Origin of the sequence: Aquimarina mytili, assembly GCF_016735115.1 — a bacterium.
In the GTDB taxonomy this organism is placed as follows: Bacteria; Bacteroidota; Bacteroidia; order Flavobacteriales; family Flavobacteriaceae; genus Aquimarina; species Aquimarina mytili.
The window spans coordinates 53,675-75,615 of the sequence record NZ_JAERQJ010000006.1; the positions used below are offsets into that span (position 1 = coordinate 53,675).

The window sequence follows — 21,941 nt, forward strand, 5'->3', positions numbered from 1 at the left end:
TTCTTAAAAATTCATCGCAAGTGTAAACGTGAAATTGTCTCTATACGAGTCTATGACTGCAAAATTAGTGAAGCCAGATCCGGGGAAAAACTCTTCCTCTCTTTGTTGTTCTGAATAATCATAGGCAACGTCAAATTTAAACTTCCCAAAATTGTATCCTCCACCAATAGAATATCCTATTTTATCCCCAAATAACAGATCGTTTTCATAAGGACTTTCTTCGTAATTAAAACCGCCTCTAAAACTCCACTGACCATTTCTCCATTCTGTTCCTAGTCTAATTATTGAAACGCCTTGAAGGTTGTCGTTAATTTCTCTATTGACATTAGAAAATACATTACCTTGATCAGAACTAAGTTTTATAGATGAATAATCTTTATAGGAGTAATCTAAACTGATTAATCCTTGCTGACCAAACAAGAAAGCGATACTTCCCGTTGCAGTGGCGGGAGTGCGTAATCGATACTCTGGAAAAATATTAGTGACTCTTGGATCTACTAATGCTCGTCCGTTGGTGTTTCCGAATGTTTCTAATTGTTGTGTGGTTTCTTCTTCAATATAATACCAGGTTGGCGTTTCAAAAGAAGCCCCTAAACGAATCATTTGTGATACTTTTGCAATCCCTCCAATTTGAGCAGAAAAACCTGCTCCAGTAGTTGATAGTCTATTGGTAAAAGTTACTTCATTTACAATGCTTCCAGTATTATCATTTCGCTCAAAAAATTGAGTAACCTTATCATAACTTATAAAGTGAGAATTAAGATTGAAACCTATATAATAGTTTTGATTGATCTGTGCTCCTCCGTTAAGGGTAAATTTACCATTTAAGCCTGTACTTTCGAAGAAAAACTCTTGATCAAAAACACCTGGAGCAATGTTTGAAAAATATAAAGTGTTATCAGGATTGTCTAGATCGTTGGCTTCGATCAAAAAGGATTCGTGACCAAGAAAAGCTTGTTGTGCACTAAAACCTTCGTTTTCTCCTAAAAAGGAATATAAATTATCAATATTTTCTCCAGACCTAAGAGTGATTAAGTCTAAGGGGATTCCTTGTGCTTCAGCTAGAAAGTAATTATCTATTGAATTACTATAAGTGGCAGTACTTTCACTTCGGCCAAAAGCAAGAAACTCATCAGCATTATCTGAGGTTTGATCATAGGCTAATCCTAAAGAAAATTTATTAACTCCATTAGAATCTTTATTGTATTCATAAATGAAAACTGCTCCTAACTGGTTAAAATTTAAGTTCATGTCGCTATTATTAGAAAAGCCATCGAAATAATTTGCGTCATTATCGATTCTGCTAGTCGAGAGCGTAACTGAACCATTCGATTCTAAAAATACAGCAGATCCCGCTGGGTTGATTTGTAAAGCCGATAAATCACCCCCAAGAGCACCAAATGCCCCGCTCATGCCTCTAAATCGAGCTGTACCCATAATGTTTTGTTGGGAGTATCGTAGAGCGTCTGTAATATCTTGAGCATTCAGAAAAGACATAGATATGGTGCATATGAATAAAAATATTTTTTTCATCTGTTTTTAAGTTTTGAATTACAGAATATCTCAAAAATAATAAGACATTCAGAAAAGTTGTCTGATAATGATCAGGTTTAGATATGTTTTATCATTTAACCTCTTCCTCGGCCTCTGCTTCCTCCGCTTCGAGAGCCGCTGCTTCTTGATCTGCTTCCACCAGAGCGAGAAAAACCACTGCTGCGTGATGAACCTCCTCTAGAGTAGCCAGAGCTTCTGCTATTGGATGATCTAGACGGTGAATACCCTCTACTTCGACTAGGAGAAGAGTAACTTCTTGACCGTGTTGAAGAACCATAATATCTATTGGTTCCACCTCGGTTTACAGATGATGATCGGGATCGCGTACTGTTATTATAATAATTTGAAGATCTTGTCCTGCTTCTTGAATCTGCAGATACTCTTCTTCGATTTGTATAGCTTTGTCTACTTCTGCTATAGTTAGCAGAACTTCTTGACCTGGCATTATATCTTGAGTTGTATGCACCACGACTTCTGGTTGAATACGCATAAGCATTACGTGCGCCTCGGTTGTAAGCATAATATCGACCTCTTCCATAAGAACCACGATAGAAACCGCGATTAAAACCTCTATAGAAGCCTGCATAATATGGAGGGCAATAAAAACCACCACCATACCATGGGTTGCCCCATCCAAAGCCTAAGCCCCATCCTGGTCCATTCCATCCCCAACCAGCATTCCATCCCCAGCCAGCGTTCCATCCCCAGCCTGGGCCATACCAACCGTTCCATCCCCAGCCGTTCCATCCCCAACCGGTATTGAATAAATTCACATTAACCTCTGTAGGGTTGCTTCCCCAAGTAGGTTGCCCTGCTTCATAATTAATTGCAGTAGCAGTTGTGTCTGCGGTATCATATCCTTCACTAGAGTATGAATCAACATCTGTAAAAATCTCATTGTTTTCTATTACATTGTCTATTTGTGCAGATTTTTCTGAAAAATAGGACGAATAATAACCAGAGTTATTATTGTTGTTATTACTCGGTTGTTGATTTTCAATATTTCTTTGGCTTCTTGCTTCTCCATATATACCATCATTATGCGGGGTATATTCATAAGAGCCACAAGACGTCAACAAAAATATGCTGCCAAGTAGTAGGACTCCTATAGCACCATTTCTTTGAAAATAATTTTTAGACTGCATATCTTCTTATTTTATTGTTGAACATTACAAATTTAGTTAGTTTTGCGCTAATTAAATTATATTTAACAAAGCCACAACATTTGTGCCAAATAGCAGATTATGAGCAAGAATTTAACGAAGCGTAGTGAAGATTATTCAAAATGGTATAATGAATTAGTCGTAAAGGCTGATTTAGCCGAAAATTCAGCAGTAAGAGGATGTATGGTTATTAAGCCGTATGGGTATGCTATTTGGGAAAAAATGCAGGCAGAATTAGATAGAAAGTTTAAAGAAACTGGGCATCAAAATGCATATTTTCCATTATTTGTCCCAAAAAGCCTCTTTGAAGCTGAAGAAAAAAATGCTGAAGGATTTGCTAAAGAATGTGCTGTTGTAACCCATTACAGGTTAAAAACGGATCCGGAAGACAGCTCTAAATTGATTGTAGATCCAAAGGCAAAACTTGAAGAAGAGCTAATCGTTCGCCCAACATCTGAAGCTATTATTTGGAATACGTATAAAGGTTGGATACAGTCTTATCGTGATTTACCTATTTTGGTTAATCAATGGGCAAATGTAGTTCGTTGGGAAATGAGAACCCGTCTTTTTTTACGTACGGCTGAGTTTTTATGGCAAGAAGGGCATACGGCTCATGAAACTAGACAAGAAGCTATAGCTGAGACTGAGCAGATGAACAATGTGTATGCAGATTTTGTTGAGAATTTTATGGCTATACCAGTGATTAAAGGAAGGAAAACAGAAAGCGAGCGTTTTGCTGGAGCAGAAGATACGTATTGTATTGAGGCATTGATGCAAGATGGTAAAGCTTTGCAGGCAGGAACTTCACATTTCTTAGGACAAAATTTTGCTAAAGCATTTGATGTTAAATTTACCTCAAAAGAAGGAAAGTTAGATTACGTTTGGGCTACATCATGGGGGGTTTCTACAAGGTTAATGGGGGCTCTTATTATGACGCATAGTGATGATAACGGATTGGTTCTGCCTCCTAATTTGGCTCCAATACAGGTGGTTATTGTGCCTATATATAAAGGAGAAGAGCAATTAGAGCAAATTTCGGAAGTAGCTAATGAAATAGTAAATGATTTAAGATCTAAAGGGATTTCGGTTAAGTTTGATAATCGTGATACGCATAGACCAGGAGCCAAGTTTGCGCAGTATGAATTGCAGGGTGTTCCTCTTCGAATAGCTATTGGTCCAAAAGATTTAGAAAAAGGAACGGTAGAATTAGCTAGAAGAGATACTTTGACTAAGCAATTTGTTGAAAAGGATAATGTGGTAGATACAATAGAGTCTCTACTGAAAGAAATTCAGCAAAGTTTACATCAGAAAGCTACCGATTATAGAGATGAGCATATTACCGAAGTCAGTACTTTTGATGAGTTTAAAGAAGTTTTAGAGAAAAAAGGAGGATTTATTTCTGCACACTGGGACGGAACAATAGAAACCGAACAAAAGATTAAAGAGTTAACTAAAGCGACTATACGTTGTATTCCATTTGATGCAAAAGAAGAAAATGGAGAATGTGTTTACACAGGTAAACCCTCCAAAATACGTGTTTTATTTGCCAAGGCATATTAAGTTTTAGAAAAAAATAAAATAACACTTGCGCCATTAAAAAATAGTTGTATTTTTGCATCCGCAATTAGGCAAATAGATGGCCCGTTCGTCTATCGGCTAGGACGCCAGGTTTTCATCCTGGTAAGAGGGGTTCGATTCCCCTACGGGCTACAAATATTGAAATTAATTGCAGATTTATAACGAAAGCTATAAATTTGCAATCTTTGAAAGAGAAAATGGCCCGTTCGTCTATCGGCTAGGACGCCAGGTTTTCATCCTGGTAAGAGGGGTTCGATTCCCCTACGGGCTACAAATTTATAGTAAGAAATTTAACAGAAGAGAGATGGCAAATCATAAGTCAGCATTAAAGAGAATTAGAAACAGTGAGACTAAGCGTCTTAGAAACAGATATCAGCATAAAACTACACGTAATGCTATTAAAAAATTACGTGAAGCTGATAAAAAAGAAGCAGAAACTTTGTTTCCAACTGTAGTTTCTATGCTTGATAAGTTAGCTAAAAACAATGTTATTCATAAGAATAAAGCAGCTAACCTTAAATCTCAGTTGGCAAAGCACGTAGCTGCATTATAGTAGTATACGATTTTTGAAAGAATATAAGCTTTTCCTTTTTATAAGGAAGAGCTTTTTTTGTTGAATGGTATGTGAATGTGATATTACGTTGATTGTTAAGTAAGAGGGCTATCGATTTTTTTCTTCGATCCAACGAGACATAAATTCTGTACTTCTCATTGTGTGATACTGCAACATAGAGCCAATAAAATTAGTTGAACGATGCTCTTCAAGGTTGTTTTGAAGGGTTTTGATTTGAGATATTAATTGATTCGAAAATTTTTGTTTTTGAAATCTAGTATTTATGATTTCAATTCCGTTTTGTTGTGATTGTTGCCAGATATTTTTATTAGAATAGAGCCTCACTGCGGCTTTGGCAAAATGTTCTGGGTTATCTGCGACAAAACCATTCCAATCTGAATCTTCATCGAGCATTCCTTCGGCTCCAATGGTTGTGGTAACACTTGGTGTTCCGCAAAGCATTGCTTCTGCAAGTTTTCCTTTAATGCCAGCTCCAAATCGCAAAGGAGCAAGGCAAACTCGAGCTTTTCTTACTACCTCTTGTGCATCTGATGCTCTGCCTTTTATATAAAAACCTTCTTTTGGGTTGTTGAGTTGTGTAACTTTTGCAGATGGGTAAGCGCCATAAATATGTAGTTCTGTTTCAGGTATTTCTTTCTTGATTAGGGGCCAGATGGTCTCTTTTAAGTATAATACGCTATTCCAGTTAGGTTCATGCCTGAAATTTCCGATGGTGATAAAATGTTTTCTTTCTTCAAAACTAGGCCAGTCTTTTTTTTCTTCCTGAGTGATCGGTGGTAGTAAAAAAGGGACATAAGATAGAAGATCTTCTTTAATTTTAAAGGTATCTGTTAATACTTTCATTTCAAAATCTGAAATGATTAATGAAAGATCAGATCTATATATACTTGCAATCTCTCTTTTGGTAGCATCATTTATTTGAAGCTCTTCGATTCGAAATTCTCTCTTATTTTTAAATGCTTCTTGTCTGCTTTTGCGTAAACTGTGCAGATCTTCTGTGTTTAGAACTCTTAGCGCCTTAGGGCAATGTTTAGCGACTCTCCATCCAAACTGTTCTTCTATCATAAATCGGTCAAACATTACAATATCTGGTTGTAAATGCTTAATAAACCTATCAAAATTAGGGCTATTGATTTCAATGGTTTCTGTTGAAATATTATAATCTTTCAAAAGAGCCATGTGTTCGGTTTTTGAAGCCGGGCTGGCAAAAGTTACCTTCCAGTTATATGATAAAAATAACTCAATGAGCTGTAGCATTCTACTTCCTGCAGCAGATGAATTTGGCTCAGGCCAAACAAAACCAATAATTAGAATGTGATTCATTCGATATTTTTTAATCAAAAAAGCCTCAGTGGTATACTGAGGCTATGTTTTAATAACTGTTGATGCGTTATAGTTTAGAAAAAAGGGTTTCCATTTTTTCTTTTTGTTCTTTAGCAAGTTCTTGGTCTACTAGTATTCTACCACTGTGCTCATCTGTAATTATTTTTTTACGAGAGGCAATTTCCATTTGTACTTGTGGTGGAATAGTGAAGAAAGATCCTCCAGATGCGCCACGTTCGATAGGTACAACTGCTAAACCATTTTTTACGTTCTTTCTGATTCTTTTATAAGCAGCAACTAATCTTTCCTCGATTTCTTTTTGATAATCTTCTGATTTAGCAATTAAAGCTTGCTCTTCTTTTTCAGTTTCGGCTAAGATTGCATCTAATTCTCCTTTTTTATGAGAAAGGTGTTCATTGCGCTCAGCTAATTTATCTTTGGTCTGACCTATAATCTCATTTTTCTGAACGATCTGTGCCTTATGTTCTTTAATATGCTTTTCTGCTAATTGAATTTCTAATTCTTGAAATTCGATCTCCTTGCTTAAAGAATTGTACTCGCGATTGTTACGTACGTTTTTTTGTTGCTCTCCGTACTTCTTGATTAGCGCTTTAGCTTCTTCGATTAGATTTTTCTTACTCTTGATACCATCATCGATAGTTTCAAGGTCGTTATTTAGTTTTTCTAATCGTTTGTTTAATCCGGCTACTTCATCTTCGAGATCTTCAACTTCTAAAGGTAGTTCTCCACGTACGTTTCTGATCTCATCAACTCTAGAGTCAATTAATTGCAAATCGTATAATGCTCTTAATTTTTGCTCAACAGTAACTTCTTTCTTTGCCATATTTTAAATGTATTGTATAGGATTGGTGTTTTTATCCGATAAAATGATTGCAAAATTACTGATTTTTTTTCTAAGATAACTAACAATTAAGTTTTTTGTGTATTGTTCGCTCTCATAATGACCAATATCTGCTAAAATAAGTTTCTTTTCGGCTTCATGAAACTGGTGATATTTTAAATCTGCTGTAATAAAAATGTCGACTCCCGCACGTTGCGCATTTTTAATGGCAAAACTACCACTACCTCCTAAAACGGCAACTTTTTTAATCTGTTTTCCAAGAAGTGCGGAGTGTCTTACACATCCTGTTTTAAATACCGTTTTAAGATGGTTTAAGAATTTTACTTCGTCCATAGGTTCAGGTAGTTCTCCTATCATCCCTATACCAATATGCTGATTTTTATTTTCTAGCGTAGTAATTTCATAAGCTACCTCTTCGTAAGAATGGTTTTCAAAAAGTGCTTTAAGGATTTTATGCTCGTTATGTTTGGGATATGTAACCTGAATTTGAGTTTCTGGTTCATAATGAGTTTTTCCGACCTCTCCTATAGAAGGATTTGCATTTTCTAATGCTTTGAAAGTCCCTGTCCCGTTAGAAGAAAAGCTGCAATTATTATAATTGCCAATGCTACCAGCCCCAGCTTCAAAAAGTTTATCAAGTAAGCTTTTTGCTTCATTAACAGGAGCATAGGTGGTTAACTTTTTTATGTTTCCGCTTTGCGGGATAAGAATTTTACGATTAATTAACTGTAGTTGTTCGCACATCATATCATTAACTCCATTAAGAGCATTGTCTAATGCTGTGTGAATGGCAAAAATCGCAATATCATGCTTTATGGCTTTCATTACTACACGTTCAACATAGGTGCTGCCATTAAATTTTTTAATTCCTTTGAATATGATAGGGTGAAAGCTAACGATCAAATTACAATCATTTTTTATGGCTTCATCTACGATTTCTTCGAGTGTGTCTAGTGTAACCAAGATTCCAGTTACTGCGGTATTAGGGTTCCCGACTAATAGCCCAACATTGTCAAAATCTTCTGCATATGTGCTTGGAGCTAAAGTTTCAAGGTGCTGTATTACCTCTCTTATTTGCATTTTGATGTGTTTTATGAATATAATTTGAATGTAAAAAAACTTTTGTCAATAATCAAAGTTTCGTTTTATACTTTTGTTAGCAAAACTATCGGTTAAAATTAGAAATGCATGAATGTGTTGCGAAAGATACTTTTTCCTATTGTACCAATTTATTATCTCGTAACCTGGTTTCGAAACAAATTGTATGACATGGGAATTAAAAAATCTAAGGAGTATGATTTTCCTATTATTGCTGTTGGTAATCTTTGTGTTGGAGGAACAGGTAAATCTCCTATGGTCGAATATTTAATACGATTATTAAAAGCAAAAGCAAGGTTGGCCACACTTAGTAGAGGGTATAAAAGGGAGTCTAAGGGGTTTCAATTGGTATTGTCTTCTTCAACAGCTAGAGAAGTAGGGGATGAGCCTTTGCAATTTAAGATTAAATATAATGATGTGCTTGTTGGAGTTGATGGTGATAGACAAAATGGGATAGCAAATTTAAGATCAACAGATCCTAGGCCTGAGGTGATTATTTTGGATGATGCATATCAACATCGTAAGGTAAAAGCCGGATTTTATATTTTACTAACCTCTTATTACGACCTTTATTGTAACGATATCGTATTGCCTACTGGAAACCTAAGAGAACCAAGAAAAGGGGCAAATAGAGCTAATATCGTTATTGTAACCAAGTGTCCTAACGATATTTCTACTTCTGAAATGAAAGCAATAACAGAAAAACTTAATATACATTCAGAGCAATCTTTATTTTTTTCTACTATTGATTATGGAGATAAGATTGTGGGTACAACCAAAGAAGAGTCGATTGATTGGTTACAAAATAAATCTTTTGTATTGGTAACGGGTATAGCTAATCCAAAACCGTTGATAGAATATTATACTTCTTTAGGATTAACATTTAATCATATTAGTTTTCCAGATCATCACAATTTTACCGATAAAGAATTAAAAGATTTAGCACATCATGATATTATAGTAACAACAGAAAAGGATTATGTGAGATTGATTTCGGATTTTTCTGGTAAAAGTTTATGGTATCAACCTATCGAAATGAAATTTATTAAGAATGGGAGTGCTTTTGACGATACATTATTTAGGTATATAAAAAAATAAGACCTTGTAACAAGATCTTATTTTTTACGCTATACTTAAGTAGTAGCTTGTTTTTTTACTAAAGCCTTATGGAGTTTTGTAAAAAACTCTTCGGTTTTATATGGTTTTGGAATAATGTCATTAAACCCACTGTCGTAAAACTCGTCTAAATTATCATCAAGCGTTACAGCTGTTAATGCAATAATTGGTATTTCTGTATCAAATTCTCTTATTTGTTTAGTGGCTTCAATTCCACTTATTCCCGGCATATGGATATCCATTAAAATTAAGTCAAAAGTATCTTCTTTAGCTTTATTGACCGCAATATCCCCATTATCTGCTACATCACATTTTATTTTATTTTTTTCTAATATCTTTCTGGTAATAAGTTGATTGATTTTATTGTCTTCTACTATCAGGACATACTTATCGATCATTACGCTATAATCAATCTTTTTCGCTTCTTCTACATAATCTGTGCTCTTATCCTGAAAAACTTCAAATTTTAGATCGAATAAAAATTTAGACCCTTTACCTAACTTACTTTCTAGTTTAATTTCGCTATCCATTAATGATAATAGATTTTTTACAATAGATAGCCCTAAACCAGTACCTCCAAATTTTCTGTTAATCTGCACAGACCCTTGGGTAAAGTTTTCAAATATACTCTGTTGCTTTTTTTCTGAAATTCCAACACCATTATCTTCTATTTCAAAATTAAGAAATACGGTATTGTCAATTTGTTGTTTGGATTTTACTCGTATCCAAATATCTCCATTTTGAGTAAATTTTATTGAATTCCCGATAAGGTTAATTAAAATCTGAGATACTTTAAGAGGATCTCCTTTTAATTTCATAGGGATAGAATCATCAAACTCATAATGTAAATTATTATTTCGATCCTTCGCAGATTTACCCAATGCAATAAGTACATCGTTTATTCTTTTCTTTAAATTGAATGACGTGTTTTCTACTTCTACCTTATTAGCTTCTAGTTTATTCAGGTCAAGAATATTGTTGATCAAGGATAAGAGGTATTCTCCAGAAAATTTAAGAGAATTTAGATGTTCTTTTTGATTTGGTGTAGGGCTTTCTTCCAGTAATAAATGTGTAAGACCCGTAACGGCATACAAAGGTGTTCTTAGTTCGTGAGTGATTGTAGAGAGAAACTGAACTTTAGCTTCGCTAGCTCTTTCTGCATTTTCTTTGGCAAGAATTAATTCTGTATTCTTATTCTGTAATAATTCATTGGCTCTAGCTCTAAGATTATTGTTTTTATAAAGAGAAAGAGTTAATAGCGATAATATAGTAATTAAAGCGATACTTAATATCGTGGTCAAGCGCCCTAATTTCAATGATTTTTGTTGCTGAATATTTTCTTCGGTAAGCTCTTCTATTAAAACATTATTTTCATTTAAGTTAAGTTTTGCGCCAGCTTCTTGTGCAATGATTTCTTTATTTATGTTGAATAAGGAATCTTTTATTTTTTGATGCGCTTTTAGATTGTCTAATGAGGTTAAATAGTCTTTTTTCTTTTCGTATATCAGACTATAAAGTTCGAAGCAAGTAGATCTAATCTCAGAATAGCCTTTATCTTTCCCAATTTTCATAGCTAAATCATTAGTTGCTAAGGCTTCTTCTACTTGATTTAATGCTAACTGAGCTTTTGCTTTATTACTATATAGTTTTGCCTTGAAGTAATGTTGTTCATGGGTTTCAATTGAGGGTAAACCACTATTGAAATGATCAATTGCCTTTTGGTGTTGGTTACTCTCCAGTGCTAAGAGCCCCAGATTTAATTTTACGGGCCCTATTTGATTTTCTATATTGTTCTTTTGCGATAAATCAAGTGCTTTGCCCAAAACTTGATTCGCAGTCTTATAATCCTGAAGTTTTGTAGCTATTGATCCGTAGATGGTATATGAGCATGCTAAGCCACTCTCATTATTATCTTCGTTCTGTATTTCGATAGCATTAAGAATTTGCTCCTCTGCTTTTTTTAGGTCTCCTAATTCTCGATAAAGTTTGGCAAGGACCATATTGGTACTTGCGCGGTATTTTTTATCTTGATTTTGTAAAGCTAGTTCTTTGGCAATAATAGCATTTTCAAGAGCTTTTTCTAAATGAGCTTGTTCTATTGATCTAGAAGCTCTTCGTAAATAATTCGCAATAGAATCCTTGACTTGACTGTTTTTTGGAGTGTTAATTCCAATTTGGGAATACACATTAAAACAACAGATAAGTAAAGTTATAACTATAGAATGTCTAATTGGGGTTGGCATTTTTCCTGTAAAAATCTCAACTAATATAGTTATTTCTTACAAATGTTAATAATTAAATCTATTATTCTGTGGCTATACCCAATTTCATTATCATACCATCCTATGATTTTTACCATTTTTCCGATCACAGAGGTCATTAAAGAATCGAATAAGCAAGAGCTAGGATTACCAATAATATCTATAGATACTATTGGGTCTTCGGTGTATGCTAAAATGCCTTTTAGGTAGGTTTCAGAAGCATTTTTAAATGCTTGGTTAATTTCTTCAATCGAAATGGACTCTTTAACATTAAATGTGATATCGGTTAATGAGCCGTCTGGGACAGGGACTCTAATACCACATCCACCAATTACATCGCTTAATTCCGGAAAAATTTTGGTAAGAGCTTTTGCTGCTCCTGTTGTGGTCGGTACAATGGATTGACTTGCAGCTCTGGCTCGCCTCAAATCTCGATGAGGTTGATCATGTAGACTTTGGTCTGTGGTGTAACTATGTACCGTTGTGATATAAGCTTGTTCAATACCACATAAGTCATTAATTACCTTTATCATTGGTGCCGCATTGTTTGTGGTGCAAGAAGCATTAGAAATTATTGTTTCTGTTCCATCAAGAATATGATCATTTACACCTAAAACTACTGTTTTTATGCTATCTTCTAATGGAGGTGCAGAGAGAATTACTTTTTTTGCTCCAGCATTTAGATGTTTTTCTGCAAGTTCTTTGGTTTTGAACTTTCCTGTTGATTCTACTACAATGTCAACATGATATGTCGACCAACTACATTTTTCGGGATCTTTATGATTGAGTAGTGGTATTGGTTTGTTATCTACTAAAATCTCGGTAGTAGTGTATGACACATCATGCGGTAAAACTCCATGTATGCTATCATATTTTAGCAGATGGCTTAATGTTTTCGTATCTGCAAGATCATTAATTACAACTACTTGTATGTCTTTGTGATGTATTAATAATCGAAAAAGATTACGACCTATTCTTCCAAATCCATTAATAGCTACTCTTATGGGTGTATTCATTAAATCTTCAATTACTGATTTTTTGAATTATGTTAGGTGTTTCTGAGCTTTATACGAAGACCTTACCAAGGCACCACTTTCAACATGTCTAAAGCCCATTTCCAGACCTAATTTTTCGTATTTCTTAAATTGATAGGGTGTTATAAATTCTTTTACAGGAAGATGTTTTTTACTAGGCTGGAGATATTGTCCTATAGTAACAATGTCTAAATTTACTTTTCTAAGATCTTCAAGGGTTTGTATCACTTCTTCTTCCTTTTCTCCAAGGCCTAACATAATACCACTTTTAGTACGATTAATACCATTATCTTTAAGATATCGAAGTACTTCCAAACTTTGTTCATACTTAGCTTGTATACGCACCTCACGGGTTAATCTTTTTACAGTTTCCATGTTATGCGAAACTACTTCTGGTTTAACAGAGATTATTCTGTCTATGTTTTTAGTTTTGCCTTGAAAATCTGGTATTAATGTCTCTAAAGTGGTTTCAGGATTCATCCTTCTTATGGCCTGAATCGTTTCTGCCCATATAATAGAACCACCATCCGCAAGGTCATCTCTATCTACAGAGGTTACTACCGCATGTTTAATATTCATTAATTTTATAGATCGAGCTACTTTTTCTGGCTCTTCCCAATCTACAGTTTCTGGTCTTCCTGTTTTTACACCGCAAAAACCACAAGAGCGCGTACAGATATTACCTAATATCATAAAAGTAGCAGTACCTTCACTCCAGCACTCTCCCATGTTAGGACAGCTACCAGAAGTACATATAGTGTGTAAGTTATATTTATCGACTAAACCACGGAGTTCCGTATATTTTTTTCCTGTTGGAAGTTTTACTCGTAGCCATTTAGGCTTTCCTTTTGGAGGTGCTACTGAAGCAACATCATTATTCATACAAGCAATATTTTGTGTAAAAATACAAAGAAAGGATAGATTAATAAGAAGTTTTAGATAAAGTTAATGTTTATCCAGTAGCAATAGGATTAGTATTTGTTTTAAGTGATGCGTTGAATCTAAATAAAGAGCAGGGATTTTAATATTTGCCCTATTTTTTTATCGCTAACAATACTGGTAGATAAAGTTTTAACACAAGGTTAAAATTAAGTTAATATAAAATTTTTTTTGATTTTGAAAGTTATCAGTTCTAAAAAAGAGGAAAAATGATGCCTGAGGAATTGGTGACCCCAAAAAAAATACAAAACAATCGAAAACGTGTAGAGAAGTGGCTGATAAATAATCATAAATATATCAATATCACTGCAATTGAAAAAGAGATCTCTGCGCCAAAAGGCTTGGTTCAGAAATTTGTGAAATACGACAAAAAGATTAATGATAAATGGATTAATCCATTGTATTATGTTATAAAAAGGTTTACTTCTTTTACGTTAAGATAAGATTTACCTTGTGTGTCAGTTTTTGGTGTTGGTTATAATCTCTGACAATAATTTTTTTGCTCTCAATAATTTTACTTTTACATTATTGATTGGTTCTTCTAATTGATCTGCTATCTCCTTATAACTTAATTCTTGAAAATAACGTAAATTAATTACCTTTTGATAATGAGGTTTTAGTTGTTTTATATAAAGGAGTAATTGTGCTAAATTTTGCTCTGTAATTAATTTATCTTCTGGAGAGGGGTTATCATCTATTATTCGATATACAGAATCATCTACCTGAGTTGTCGTTTTAGATTGAATGGATGCATTTTTTTTTCTTAACAGGTCGATATGAATATTTTTTGAAATTTGTATCAACCAGGTTTTAAAATTGAATTCTTCTTTAAACGTATCAATTTTATCAAATGCCCTAGAGAAACTCTGTATAGTAATATCTTCTGCTTCGTATTCGTCCTGAGTTCTTTTTAATTGAAAATTGTACACATCATTCCAAAAAGTATCCAAAAGATAATTAAAAGATGTTTGTTTCCCTTCTTTAGCTTTTTTTATATGATCTTCTAACGAGATTGGACGTTCTTTTTTCAATGAAATATGTTTGAATAGAATACCGGTAGTAGTTATTTAGAATGCTCAGTTTCGTTGCAATTAGAAAATTGATCAGGTGTTTTACCGCAAAGAGAGCACGATTCACCTTCTTTATTAAGAAAAGGACTTTGGCTTGCACATGTTCCAGCAAACTTACCATCTTTTTTAGCCCAAAGTTTGATAGCAATTCCTGCAAAGGCCAATAATAATAAAACTACCGTAAGTAAAAAAAGTTTCATAACAATGTAATATAATCAAAATTGATTGCAAAGATACAAAGAATGAATGGCTATGAGGCGGTTAAAGCAAAAATTAAGAGTTGTTTTTGTTACAACAACGTGTTTTTTAAAGAAATGAAATGCTAGATAATGTTAACCTCGGTTTCGAGTTTGATGTCGAATTTTTCACGTATTTCTTTTTGAATCTTCTGCGATATACTAAGTATTTCGGCTCCGGTAGCATTATCATAATTAACTAGAACTAATGCTTGTTTTTTATGTACTCCAGCATCACCCCATCGTTTTCCTTTAAAACCACATTGTTCAATAAGCCACCCGGCTGGCACTTTAATATGATTCTCATCTATTTTATACGATGGAATATTTGGATAAGTGTTTTGCAGTTGTTTAAAATGATTGATAGAAATAACAGGGTTTTTAAAGAAACTACCACTATTACCTATTTCTGCTGGATCCGGGAGTTTACTTTTTCTGATTTCAATAACCGCTTCTGAAACATCTTTAATAGACGGGTTTGTGATTCCTTTGTCTGTTAAAGCATGTTCTATAGCCCCGTAACTGGTGTTTAGAATATGCTCATTTTTACTTAACTTAAAAACAACACTAGTAATAATGTATTTGCCTTTTGCTTCATTCTTAAAAATAGAATTGCGATAGCCAAATTTACATTCTTGATTAGAAAAACCATGTTTATCTCCTGTTTTGATATCAATGGCACTACAATGTAACATTGTGTCTTTAAGTTCTACTCCATAGGCCCCAATATTTTGAATTGGCGCACTACCTACATAACCAGGGATTAATGATAGATTTTCTAACCCACCATAATTATTTTCAATACAATATTGAACAAAATCATGCCAGTTCTCACCTGCATTTACTGATACGTGCACATAAGAATCTGTTTCTTTTAAAACAGTAATCCCTTTTATCGCAATATGTAAAACTAAAGTGTCAAGGTTTTTGGTAAGTAGCATATTGCTACCACCGCTTAAAATAAATACATCTTTTTGAGAATTATTTGATAGCGCATTAATGAGTTCTGATTCTGAAGAGATTTCTATAAACTCTTTGGCAGTAACATCTATTCCGAAAGTATTGTATTTTTTTAAAGATTTATGATGTTCAATTTTCATTGACTATTATATTTTTCTAATCCCTGTCTTAATATTTCTATTGATTTTTTTAAATCTCTTCGATTTAAGACATAGGCAATTCTAACTTGATTTTTTCCTTCATTCGGGCTAGAATAAAACCCAGAAGCGGGAGCTAACATAACAGTTTGTTTGTTCAAATCAAATTTATTTAATAACCATTCTGCAAAATGATCTGCATCTTCAACAGGTAATTCGGCAATACAATAAAATGCCCCCTTTGGCAAGGCTACTTTTACCCCGGGAATTTCTCTTAATCCAGATACCAGAGTGTCTCTTCTTAATTTATACTTTTCTACAGTTTCTTTATAGTAAGAATCAGGGGCTTCTAATGCGGCTTCGCTTGCAATTTGGGCAAGAGTAGGTGGGCTTAATCTTGCCTGAGCAAATTTCATTGCTGTTTCGATTACGCTTTTATTCTTACTTACCAAACACCCAATACGAGCTCCACACATGCTATATCGTTTAGAAACAGAGTCTACAACAATAGCATGATCTTCTAAATCTCTTTCCTGTAAAATTGAATAATGTTCTGAAGAGTCATACACAAACTCTCGATATACTTCATCAGAGATCAAAAATAAATCATATTTGATTGCTAATTTCGATAATTGCTTTATTTCCTCTTTACTATATAAGTATCCTGTGGGGTTTCCGGGATTACAGATTAGAATCGCTTTGGTTTTTGGGGTGATAAGTTTTTCAAAATCAGGAATAGGTGGTAAAGCAAACCCGGTTTCTAATTTAGAGATTACAGGAACCACCTTAACTGTTGATTGGGTTGAAAAACTATAATAATTAGCATAGAAAGGTTCTGGTACAATAATTTCATCACCAGGATCTGTTATACTACCCATAGTAAAGATAAGGGCTTCACTTCCTCCTGTAGTAATTAGAATGTCATCAGAGGATATAGTAATGTCGTGTTTAGCATAATAGCCTGCAAGCTTTTTTCTGAAACTTTCAAATCCAGCAGAATGGCTATATGCAAGAATATCCAATTTGTGATCTCGCACAGCGTTCATGGCCTCAATAGGAGTTTTGATATCTGGTTGTCCTATATTAAGGTGATAGATATGCTTGCCTTCTTTTACAGCTTTTTCTGCAAAAGGAACCAATTTTCTAATCGGTGATTCTGGCATTGCTTTGCCCTTATGAGATACTATTGGCATCTGATCTGATTTAAAAAATAAAATAGCAGTAAATTTCTTAAAATATTTAAGAAATAGATGTATTATTGAGATGATTTTTCAACTATTTTTCTATATTTAGCAGAATGAAGGTTTTATTATTGGATTTTTATCATTTTCTTAAAAGTACAACCCTAGTACTTGCTCTTTTTATCAACTTCACGCTTGTGGGGCAAAATAATTTTAAGTTGTCTAATGGTGCCAATACTGATAAAATAAAGTTCGAATTAGCAAATAATCTTATCGTTATACCGGTAGTTCTTAATGGAGTTGAATTATCATTTATTCTTGATACCGGAGTTGGATCTACTATTATCTTTAGTGTAGATAATAGAAGTTCATTAGAGCTTAAAAATGCTTCTAAAATCTATCTGAGGGGGTTAGGTGATGGAGAACCTGTAGAGGCTATTAAATCGTTAAGTAACGAAGTTAAAATTGGAAATGCTGTAAGTAGTAATCATACCGTATATCTGGTTTTTGATGAGTCGATTAATTTTTCTCCAAGAATGGGGTTTCCAATACATGGGATTATTGGGTATGACTTTTTCAAAAACTTTGTTTTAGATATTAATTATACAAAAGGGGTTATTAAAATTAATAAACCAAGATCTTATGTGTATAAAAAATGTAAAAAATGCTATCAAACTGAGATAGCTTTTAGAGATCAAAATAAAAGACCGTATGTTACTGCTAAGTATAAATCACTAAAAGGATTGATTGATATAAATTTACTTTTAGATTCGGGATCTGGTTCGTCATTATGGTTGTTTGAGAATGCAGAGAAAGGGATTAATATTCCAAAAAATTCGTTTAGAGACTTCTTAGGAAAAGGTTTTAACGGAGATATATATGGTCAAAGAACTAAAATAGAAGAGCTTCATGTTGGAGATTTTGTGTTAAGGGATGTGACTACTTCTTTTCCTGATTCTGTATATATACGAGGAATTCCCATTCATAAACGCCAAGGATCGCTAGGCGGTAATGTCTTAAAAAGGTTTAATTTAATTGTAGATTACCCGAATCGAAAGATTTCATTTAAGAAAAATAGTTTTTTCAGTAAACCATTCCATTATAATATGAGTGGTATTACGGTACAACACACAGGGTTTGATATAGCTGTAGATACTACCGCATTCGGTGGTTCAAAAAGATATAATGAAAAAAGCAGACAATATTTAGGGTTAAACAAAATCGTAAACGAAAAGACGGTTACATTGTCTAATGGTTTTATTCTAAGGCCTAAATATGAGATTTCAGACATACGCCCGGATTCTCCTGCTGATATTTCAGGATTAAGACCAGGAGATGTGATCATAGAAGTCAACGGTAAAAAGGCGTACAACTATAAGTTATCAGAACTTAATGATTTGTTTTATTCTGAAGAAGGAAAAAAAATCAGAATAAAAGTCAATCGATTGGGAGTAGAAATCAAATACGAATTTTATTTAAAAAAAGTAATATAAAAAAAGAGGGGTTTTATTAAAAAAATAAAACCCCTCTAACAATATTATAAATAAGATTAATTCTTTTCTAGAACACTCTTGTCTAATACAGTCCCTTTAATTTTAATAGCTTTAGTAGCTTCTACAGCATTAGAGTATACGGTTATTGTTTTACGAATAGGTCCAACTCTTTTGGTGTCATATTTTACTTCTATTACACCTGCATCGCCAGGAGCTATTGGTTTTTCTGGTTTTTTTGGGATCGTACATCCGCAGCTTGAATACACTCTGGAAATTACTAAAGGCGCATTTCCTGTATTCGTAAATTTAAATTGGCGAACGCCATCACTTCCTTTAGCGATTTCACCGTAATCAATAACTTCGCTTTCAAACTTTATTTGTGGTTTATCCTGGGCATTTATGGTTACTCCCAAGAAACCAATAAATAAAATTAACATCACATTTTTCATAGTGTAGGTTTTTTGTTGGGTGTAAAAGTACTTACTTTTTATCCAACTTCAAAATTGCTATAAAAAGCATAAGTTTTTGAAGTTGTCACATTTATGTTAGAAAATTGTTCTATGGTCATTCCTATTTATGTTCGAATTTTTATGTTTATTGTCATAATTTCTAACATCACGCTTCGTACTTCATACATTAATAATTACTTTTGCACTCTAAAATCCAAAAATCGGACCAAAGTATGGCTTTAGCGGCAAAATATGATGCAAAATCGATAGAAGAGAAGTGGTATAATTACTGGATGCAGAATAATTATTTTCATTCAGAAGTAGATGAGCGTGAATCTTATACTATTGTCATTCCACCACCTAACGTAACAGGAGTATTGCATATGGGGCACATGCTAAATAATACAATACAAGATGTGTTGATTCGTAGAGCACGTCTTAAGGGGTATAATGCTTGTTGGGTGCCAGGTACAGATCATGCTTCTATAGCTACCGAAGCTAAAGTTGTTGCTAAGCTAAAAAAAGAAGGAATTGATAAAAATGACCTTACACGAGAAGAATTTCTTGAGCATGCCTGGGAATGGACACATAAGCATGGGGGGATTATTCTAGAACAACTTAAGAAATTAGGTGCATCCTGCGATTGGGAGCGTACTGCGTTTACAATGGATGACAATTTGTCGGCTTCTGTTATTAAGGTTTTTGTTGATTTGTATAATAAAGGCCTTATATATAGAGGATATAGAATGGTGAATTGGGATCCACAAGCCAAAACCACATTGTCTGATGAAGAAGTGATTTATGAAGAGAAACAAGGAAACTTATACTATTTAAAATATAAGATAGAAGGAAGTAATGATACCCTAACCATTGCTACTACAAGACCAGAAACGATCATGGGGGATACTGCTATTTGTATTAATCCTAATGATGAAAGGTTTAAGCATCTTAGAGGTAAAAAAGCAATAGTGCCTATAGCTAATAGAGTTATTCCTATAATTGAAGATGACTATGTAGATGTAGAGTTTGGTACAGGATGTCTTAAGGTAACTCCTGCTCATGATCCTAATGATAAAGTACTTGGAGATAGACACAACTTAGAAGTTGTGGATATTTTTAATGATGATGCGACCTTCAATTCTTTTGGGTTGCATTATGAAGGAAAAGATCGTTTTGTAGTTCGTAAAGAGATTGTAAAAGAATTAGAAAGTATGGGGGTTTTAGAAAAGACTGAAACCCATCTTAATAAAGTCGGTACTAGTGAGCGTACAAAAGCTATTATCGAACCTAAATTGAGTGATCAATGGTTTTTAAAGATGAAAGATCTTGCGCAACCAGCATTAGACGCGGTTATAGGCAAAGATGTTAACCTGGTGCCAGAGAAATTTATCAATACATACCGTCATTGGATGGAAAATGTGAGAGATTGGAATATTTCTCGTCAATTATGGTGGGGGCATCAGATTCCTGCATATTTTTATGGTGATGGAAAAGAAGATTTTGTTGTTGCTGAAAGTAGAGAAGAGGCACTAATTCTTGCTAAAGAGAAAACAGGAAATACTTCTTTAAAAGATGCTGATTTAACACAAGATCCCGATGCTTTGGATACTTGGTTTTCGTCTTGGTTATGGCCAATGAGTGTTTTTAATGGGATTTTAGAGCCTGATAATAAAGAAATTAACTATTATTATCCAACAAATGATCTCGTAACGGCGCCAGAGATTCTATTTTTCTGGGTGGCTCGTATGATCATTGCTGGATATGAGTATAGAAAGGAAAAGCCATTTACAAATGTATATCTTACTGGTATTGTAAGAGATAAACAACGACGTAAAATGTCTAAATCTCTTGGTAATTCTCCTGATCCTTTAGATTTGATTGCGCAGTATGGAGCAGATGGTATTCGAGTGGGAATGTTATTAAGCTCGCCAGCAGGAAATGATCTGATGTTTGATGAAGACTTATGTAAACAGGGTAGTGCGTTTGTAAATAAAATTTTTAATGCTTCTAGATTAATTTTAGGATGGCAAGTAGATGCAACTATAGAACAACCTGAAGCTTCGGCAATATCCATACAATGGTATAAATCTAGATTTCAGCAAGCGTTGTTAGAGTTAGAGAATAACTATTCGAAATACCGTATTAGTGATGCTTTAATGACAACGTATAAATTGATATGGGATGATTTCTGTAGTTGGTTGTTAGAAATGATTAAACCGTCTTATGGGAGTCCAATTGATGCTAAAACATATCAAGAAGTAATAGCTATCTTAGAAGATAATCTTAAAATTTTACACCCTTTTGTTCCGTTTATTTCTGAAGAAATATGGCAACAAATCTCTGATAGATCTGTAGATGAAGCACTTATTATAGCTAGTTGGCCTAAGTCTGAATCTGTTGATAAGAATTTAATAAAAGAATTCGAAACAGCTTCAGGCGTAGTTTCGGGGATTAGAACCATTAGAAAAGAGAAAAATATTTCTTTTAAAGAAACTATAGAGGTGTCGGTACTAAACAGTGAAAAGACAAGTACTACTTTTGATTCCGTAATCAGTAAATTAGGAAACCTGAGCACCTTGGATTATGTTGATGCCAAGGTAGAAGGAGCACTGTCATTTAGGGTAAAATCTAATGAGTATTTCATTCCTATCTCAGGAGCGATAAATGTAGAGGATGAAATTAAAAAGCTTACTGAGGAATTAACATATACAGAAGGCTTTTTGAAATCTGTACAGAAGAAATTGCAGAATGAACGTTTTGTTAATAATGCTCCAGAACAGGTGATTGCTAATGAAAGAAAAAAAGAAGCTGATGCTGAAGCCAAGATAGCGACATTAAAATCTAGTTTAGCTAGTTTGCAGAATTAATATAGTTTTTACAGTATAAAACTTAATTGTACTATAGAAAAAGGCG

General features: G+C 33.9%; 19 protein-coding genes and 2 tRNA genes. 8 read left to right on the top strand and 13 right to left on the bottom strand.

Annotated features, from left to right (window positions below; all coding sequences use genetic code 11):
- Positions 1 to 3: 3 nt before the first annotated feature.
- Positions 4 to 1,533: an OmpP1/FadL family transporter gene (locus tag JJQ60_RS14765; protein ID WP_201921731.1), complete on the bottom strand. Its 1,530-nt coding sequence runs from the start codon at positions 1,531 to 1,533 to the stop codon at positions 4 to 6.
- A gap of 95 nt (positions 1,534 to 1,628) precedes the next feature.
- Entirely contained in the window at positions 1,629 to 2,699 is a 1,071-nt protein-coding gene (locus JJQ60_RS14770; RefSeq protein WP_201921734.1) for a DUF5320 domain-containing protein, read from the bottom strand.
- Between the two features lie 99 nt (positions 2,700 to 2,798).
- On the opposite strand from JJQ60_RS14770, the gene proS reads away from it, so the two are divergent.
- From proS to rpsT, 4 genes are all read left to right on the top strand, one after another.
- Complete coding sequence (gene proS / locus JJQ60_RS14775; protein WP_201921737.1) at positions 2,799 to 4,277, top strand: proline--tRNA ligase; 1,479 nt, start codon at positions 2,799 to 2,801, stop codon at positions 4,275 to 4,277.
- A gap of 78 nt (positions 4,278 to 4,355) precedes the next feature.
- Positions 4,356 to 4,427, top strand: a tRNA-Glu gene (locus tag JJQ60_RS14780).
- Positions 4,428 to 4,494: 67 nt separating this feature from the next.
- A tRNA-Glu gene (locus JJQ60_RS14785) sits at positions 4,495 to 4,566 on the top strand.
- Between the two features lie 33 nt (positions 4,567 to 4,599).
- Entirely contained in the window at positions 4,600 to 4,848 is a 249-nt protein-coding gene (gene rpsT / locus JJQ60_RS14790; protein WP_201921740.1) for a 30S ribosomal protein S20, read from the top strand.
- A 108-nt stretch (positions 4,849 to 4,956) separates the two neighbouring features.
- Here rpsT and JJQ60_RS14795 read toward each other — a convergent pair whose 3' ends face one another.
- From JJQ60_RS14795 to JJQ60_RS14805, 3 genes are all read right to left on the bottom strand, one after another.
- Positions 4,957 to 6,192 carry a glycosyltransferase gene (locus JJQ60_RS14795; protein WP_201921742.1) on the bottom strand — a complete coding sequence of 412 codons (1,236 nt, stop codon included), beginning with the start codon at positions 6,190 to 6,192 and terminating at the stop codon, positions 4,957 to 4,959.
- A 67-nt stretch (positions 6,193 to 6,259) separates the two neighbouring features.
- Positions 6,260 to 7,036, bottom strand: coding sequence for a zinc ribbon domain-containing protein (locus JJQ60_RS14800; RefSeq protein ID WP_201921744.1), 777 nt, complete (start codon positions 7,034 to 7,036; stop codon positions 6,260 to 6,262).
- Positions 7,037 to 7,039: 3 nt separating this feature from the next.
- Positions 7,040 to 8,134 (bottom strand): Nif3-like dinuclear metal center hexameric protein, encoded by a 1,095-nt coding sequence (locus JJQ60_RS14805; protein ID WP_201921755.1) that lies wholly within the window; start codon positions 8,132 to 8,134, stop codon positions 7,040 to 7,042.
- Positions 8,135 to 8,242: 108 nt separating this feature from the next.
- Between JJQ60_RS14805 and lpxK the strand changes: the two genes are divergently transcribed.
- Complete coding sequence (gene lpxK, locus JJQ60_RS14810; RefSeq protein WP_201921758.1) at positions 8,243 to 9,250, top strand: tetraacyldisaccharide 4'-kinase; 1,008 nt, start codon at positions 8,243 to 8,245, stop codon at positions 9,248 to 9,250.
- Between the two features lie 35 nt (positions 9,251 to 9,285).
- Here lpxK and JJQ60_RS14815 read toward each other — a convergent pair whose 3' ends face one another.
- The 3 genes from JJQ60_RS14815 to lipA are packed head-to-tail and all read right to left on the bottom strand — an operon-like array spanning position 9,286 to position 13,445.
- The gene (locus tag JJQ60_RS14815; protein WP_201921761.1) at positions 9,286 to 11,511 is read right to left on the bottom strand and encodes a tetratricopeptide repeat-containing hybrid sensor histidine kinase/response regulator; all 2,226 of its coding nucleotides are present in this window, start codon (positions 11,509 to 11,511) and stop codon (positions 9,286 to 9,288) included.
- 29 nt (positions 11,512 to 11,540) lie between these two features.
- Positions 11,541 to 12,545, bottom strand: a complete 1,005-nt coding sequence (gap, locus tag JJQ60_RS14820) for a type I glyceraldehyde-3-phosphate dehydrogenase (RefSeq protein ID WP_201921775.1) — start codon at positions 12,543 to 12,545, stop codon at positions 11,541 to 11,543.
- 27 nt (positions 12,546 to 12,572) lie between these two features.
- A complete protein-coding gene (gene lipA / locus JJQ60_RS14825; RefSeq protein WP_201921778.1) occupies positions 12,573 to 13,445 on the bottom strand; it encodes a lipoyl synthase in 873 nt (290 codons plus the stop codon).
- A 266-nt stretch (positions 13,446 to 13,711) separates the two neighbouring features.
- On the opposite strand from lipA, the gene JJQ60_RS14830 reads away from it, so the two are divergent.
- Positions 13,712 to 13,945: a hypothetical protein gene (locus JJQ60_RS14830; protein ID WP_201921781.1), complete on the top strand. Its 234-nt coding sequence runs from the start codon at positions 13,712 to 13,714 to the stop codon at positions 13,943 to 13,945.
- Between the two features lie 15 nt (positions 13,946 to 13,960).
- Here the strand turns inward: JJQ60_RS14830 and JJQ60_RS14835 are convergent, their stop codons facing one another.
- The 4 genes from JJQ60_RS14835 to JJQ60_RS14850 form a co-directional block, all read right to left on the bottom strand.
- Entirely contained in the window at positions 13,961 to 14,533 is a 573-nt protein-coding gene (locus JJQ60_RS14835; protein ID WP_236669138.1) for an RNA polymerase sigma factor, read from the bottom strand.
- Between the two features lie 32 nt (positions 14,534 to 14,565).
- Positions 14,566 to 14,772 carry a membrane or secreted protein gene (locus tag JJQ60_RS14840; protein WP_201921784.1) on the bottom strand — a complete coding sequence of 69 codons (207 nt, stop codon included), beginning with the start codon at positions 14,770 to 14,772 and terminating at the stop codon, positions 14,566 to 14,568.
- Between the two features lie 122 nt (positions 14,773 to 14,894).
- A complete protein-coding gene (murB, locus tag JJQ60_RS14845; RefSeq protein WP_201921787.1) occupies positions 14,895 to 15,908 on the bottom strand; it encodes a UDP-N-acetylmuramate dehydrogenase in 1,014 nt (337 codons plus the stop codon).
- Positions 15,905 to 17,098, bottom strand: coding sequence for a pyridoxal phosphate-dependent aminotransferase (locus tag JJQ60_RS14850; protein ID WP_201921790.1), 1,194 nt, complete (start codon positions 17,096 to 17,098; stop codon positions 15,905 to 15,907). The genes murB and JJQ60_RS14850 overlap by 4 nt, the downstream gene beginning before the upstream one ends.
- Before the next feature lie 104 nt (positions 17,099 to 17,202).
- Between JJQ60_RS14850 and JJQ60_RS14855 the strand changes: the two genes are divergently transcribed.
- Positions 17,203 to 18,579: a pepsin/retropepsin-like aspartic protease family protein gene (locus JJQ60_RS14855; protein WP_201921793.1), complete on the top strand. Its 1,377-nt coding sequence runs from the start codon at positions 17,203 to 17,205 to the stop codon at positions 18,577 to 18,579.
- A 56-nt stretch (positions 18,580 to 18,635) separates the two neighbouring features.
- Here JJQ60_RS14855 and JJQ60_RS14860 read toward each other — a convergent pair whose 3' ends face one another.
- Entirely contained in the window at positions 18,636 to 19,028 is a 393-nt protein-coding gene (locus JJQ60_RS14860; protein WP_201921795.1) for a DUF1573 domain-containing protein, read from the bottom strand.
- A gap of 233 nt (positions 19,029 to 19,261) precedes the next feature.
- Between JJQ60_RS14860 and JJQ60_RS14865 the strand changes: the two genes are divergently transcribed.
- Positions 19,262 to 21,895 carry a valine--tRNA ligase gene (locus tag JJQ60_RS14865; protein WP_201921810.1) on the top strand — a complete coding sequence of 878 codons (2,634 nt, stop codon included), beginning with the start codon at positions 19,262 to 19,264 and terminating at the stop codon, positions 21,893 to 21,895.
- Positions 21,896 to 21,941 lie beyond the last annotated feature (46 nt).

Coding starts and splice junctions, on each gene's coding strand:
- JJQ60_RS14850 (WP_201921790.1), bottom strand. CDS start 17,098: ATGCCAATAGTATCTCATAAGGGCAAAGCAATGCCAGAATCACCGATT.
- lpxK (WP_201921758.1), top strand. CDS start 8,243: ATGAATGTGTTGCGAAAGATACTTTTTCCTATTGTACCAATTTATTAT.
- JJQ60_RS14815 (WP_201921761.1), bottom strand. CDS start 11,511: ATGCCAACCCCAATTAGACATTCTATAGTTATAACTTTACTTATCTGT.
- JJQ60_RS14765 (WP_201921731.1), bottom strand. CDS start 1,533: ATGAAAAAAATATTTTTATTCATATGCACCATATCTATGTCTTTTCTG.
- proS (WP_201921737.1), top strand. CDS start 2,799: ATGAGCAAGAATTTAACGAAGCGTAGTGAAGATTATTCAAAATGGTAT.
- gap (WP_201921775.1), bottom strand. CDS start 12,545: ATGAATACACCCATAAGAGTAGCTATTAATGGATTTGGAAGAATAGGT.
- rpsT (WP_201921740.1), top strand. CDS start 4,600: ATGGCAAATCATAAGTCAGCATTAAAGAGAATTAGAAACAGTGAGACT.
- JJQ60_RS14770 (WP_201921734.1), bottom strand. CDS start 2,699: ATGCAGTCTAAAAATTATTTTCAAAGAAATGGTGCTATAGGAGTCCTA.
- murB (WP_201921787.1), bottom strand. CDS start 15,908: ATGAAAATTGAACATCATAAATCTTTAAAAAAATACAATACTTTCGGA.
- JJQ60_RS14855 (WP_201921793.1), top strand. CDS start 17,203: ATGAAGGTTTTATTATTGGATTTTTATCATTTTCTTAAAAGTACAACC.
- JJQ60_RS14840 (WP_201921784.1), bottom strand. CDS start 14,772: ATGAAACTTTTTTTACTTACGGTAGTTTTATTATTATTGGCCTTTGCA.
- JJQ60_RS14795 (WP_201921742.1), bottom strand. CDS start 6,192: ATGAATCACATTCTAATTATTGGTTTTGTTTGGCCTGAGCCAAATTCA.
- JJQ60_RS14830 (WP_201921781.1), top strand. CDS start 13,712: ATGATGCCTGAGGAATTGGTGACCCCAAAAAAAATACAAAACAATCGA.
- JJQ60_RS14865 (WP_201921810.1), top strand. CDS start 19,262: ATGGCTTTAGCGGCAAAATATGATGCAAAATCGATAGAAGAGAAGTGG.
- JJQ60_RS14800 (WP_201921744.1), bottom strand. CDS start 7,036: ATGGCAAAGAAAGAAGTTACTGTTGAGCAAAAATTAAGAGCATTATAC.
- JJQ60_RS14860 (WP_201921795.1), bottom strand. CDS start 19,028: ATGAAAAATGTGATGTTAATTTTATTTATTGGTTTCTTGGGAGTAACC.
- lipA (WP_201921778.1), bottom strand. CDS start 13,445: ATGAATAATGATGTTGCTTCAGTAGCACCTCCAAAAGGAAAGCCTAAA.
- JJQ60_RS14805 (WP_201921755.1), bottom strand. CDS start 8,134: ATGCAAATAAGAGAGGTAATACAGCACCTTGAAACTTTAGCTCCAAGC.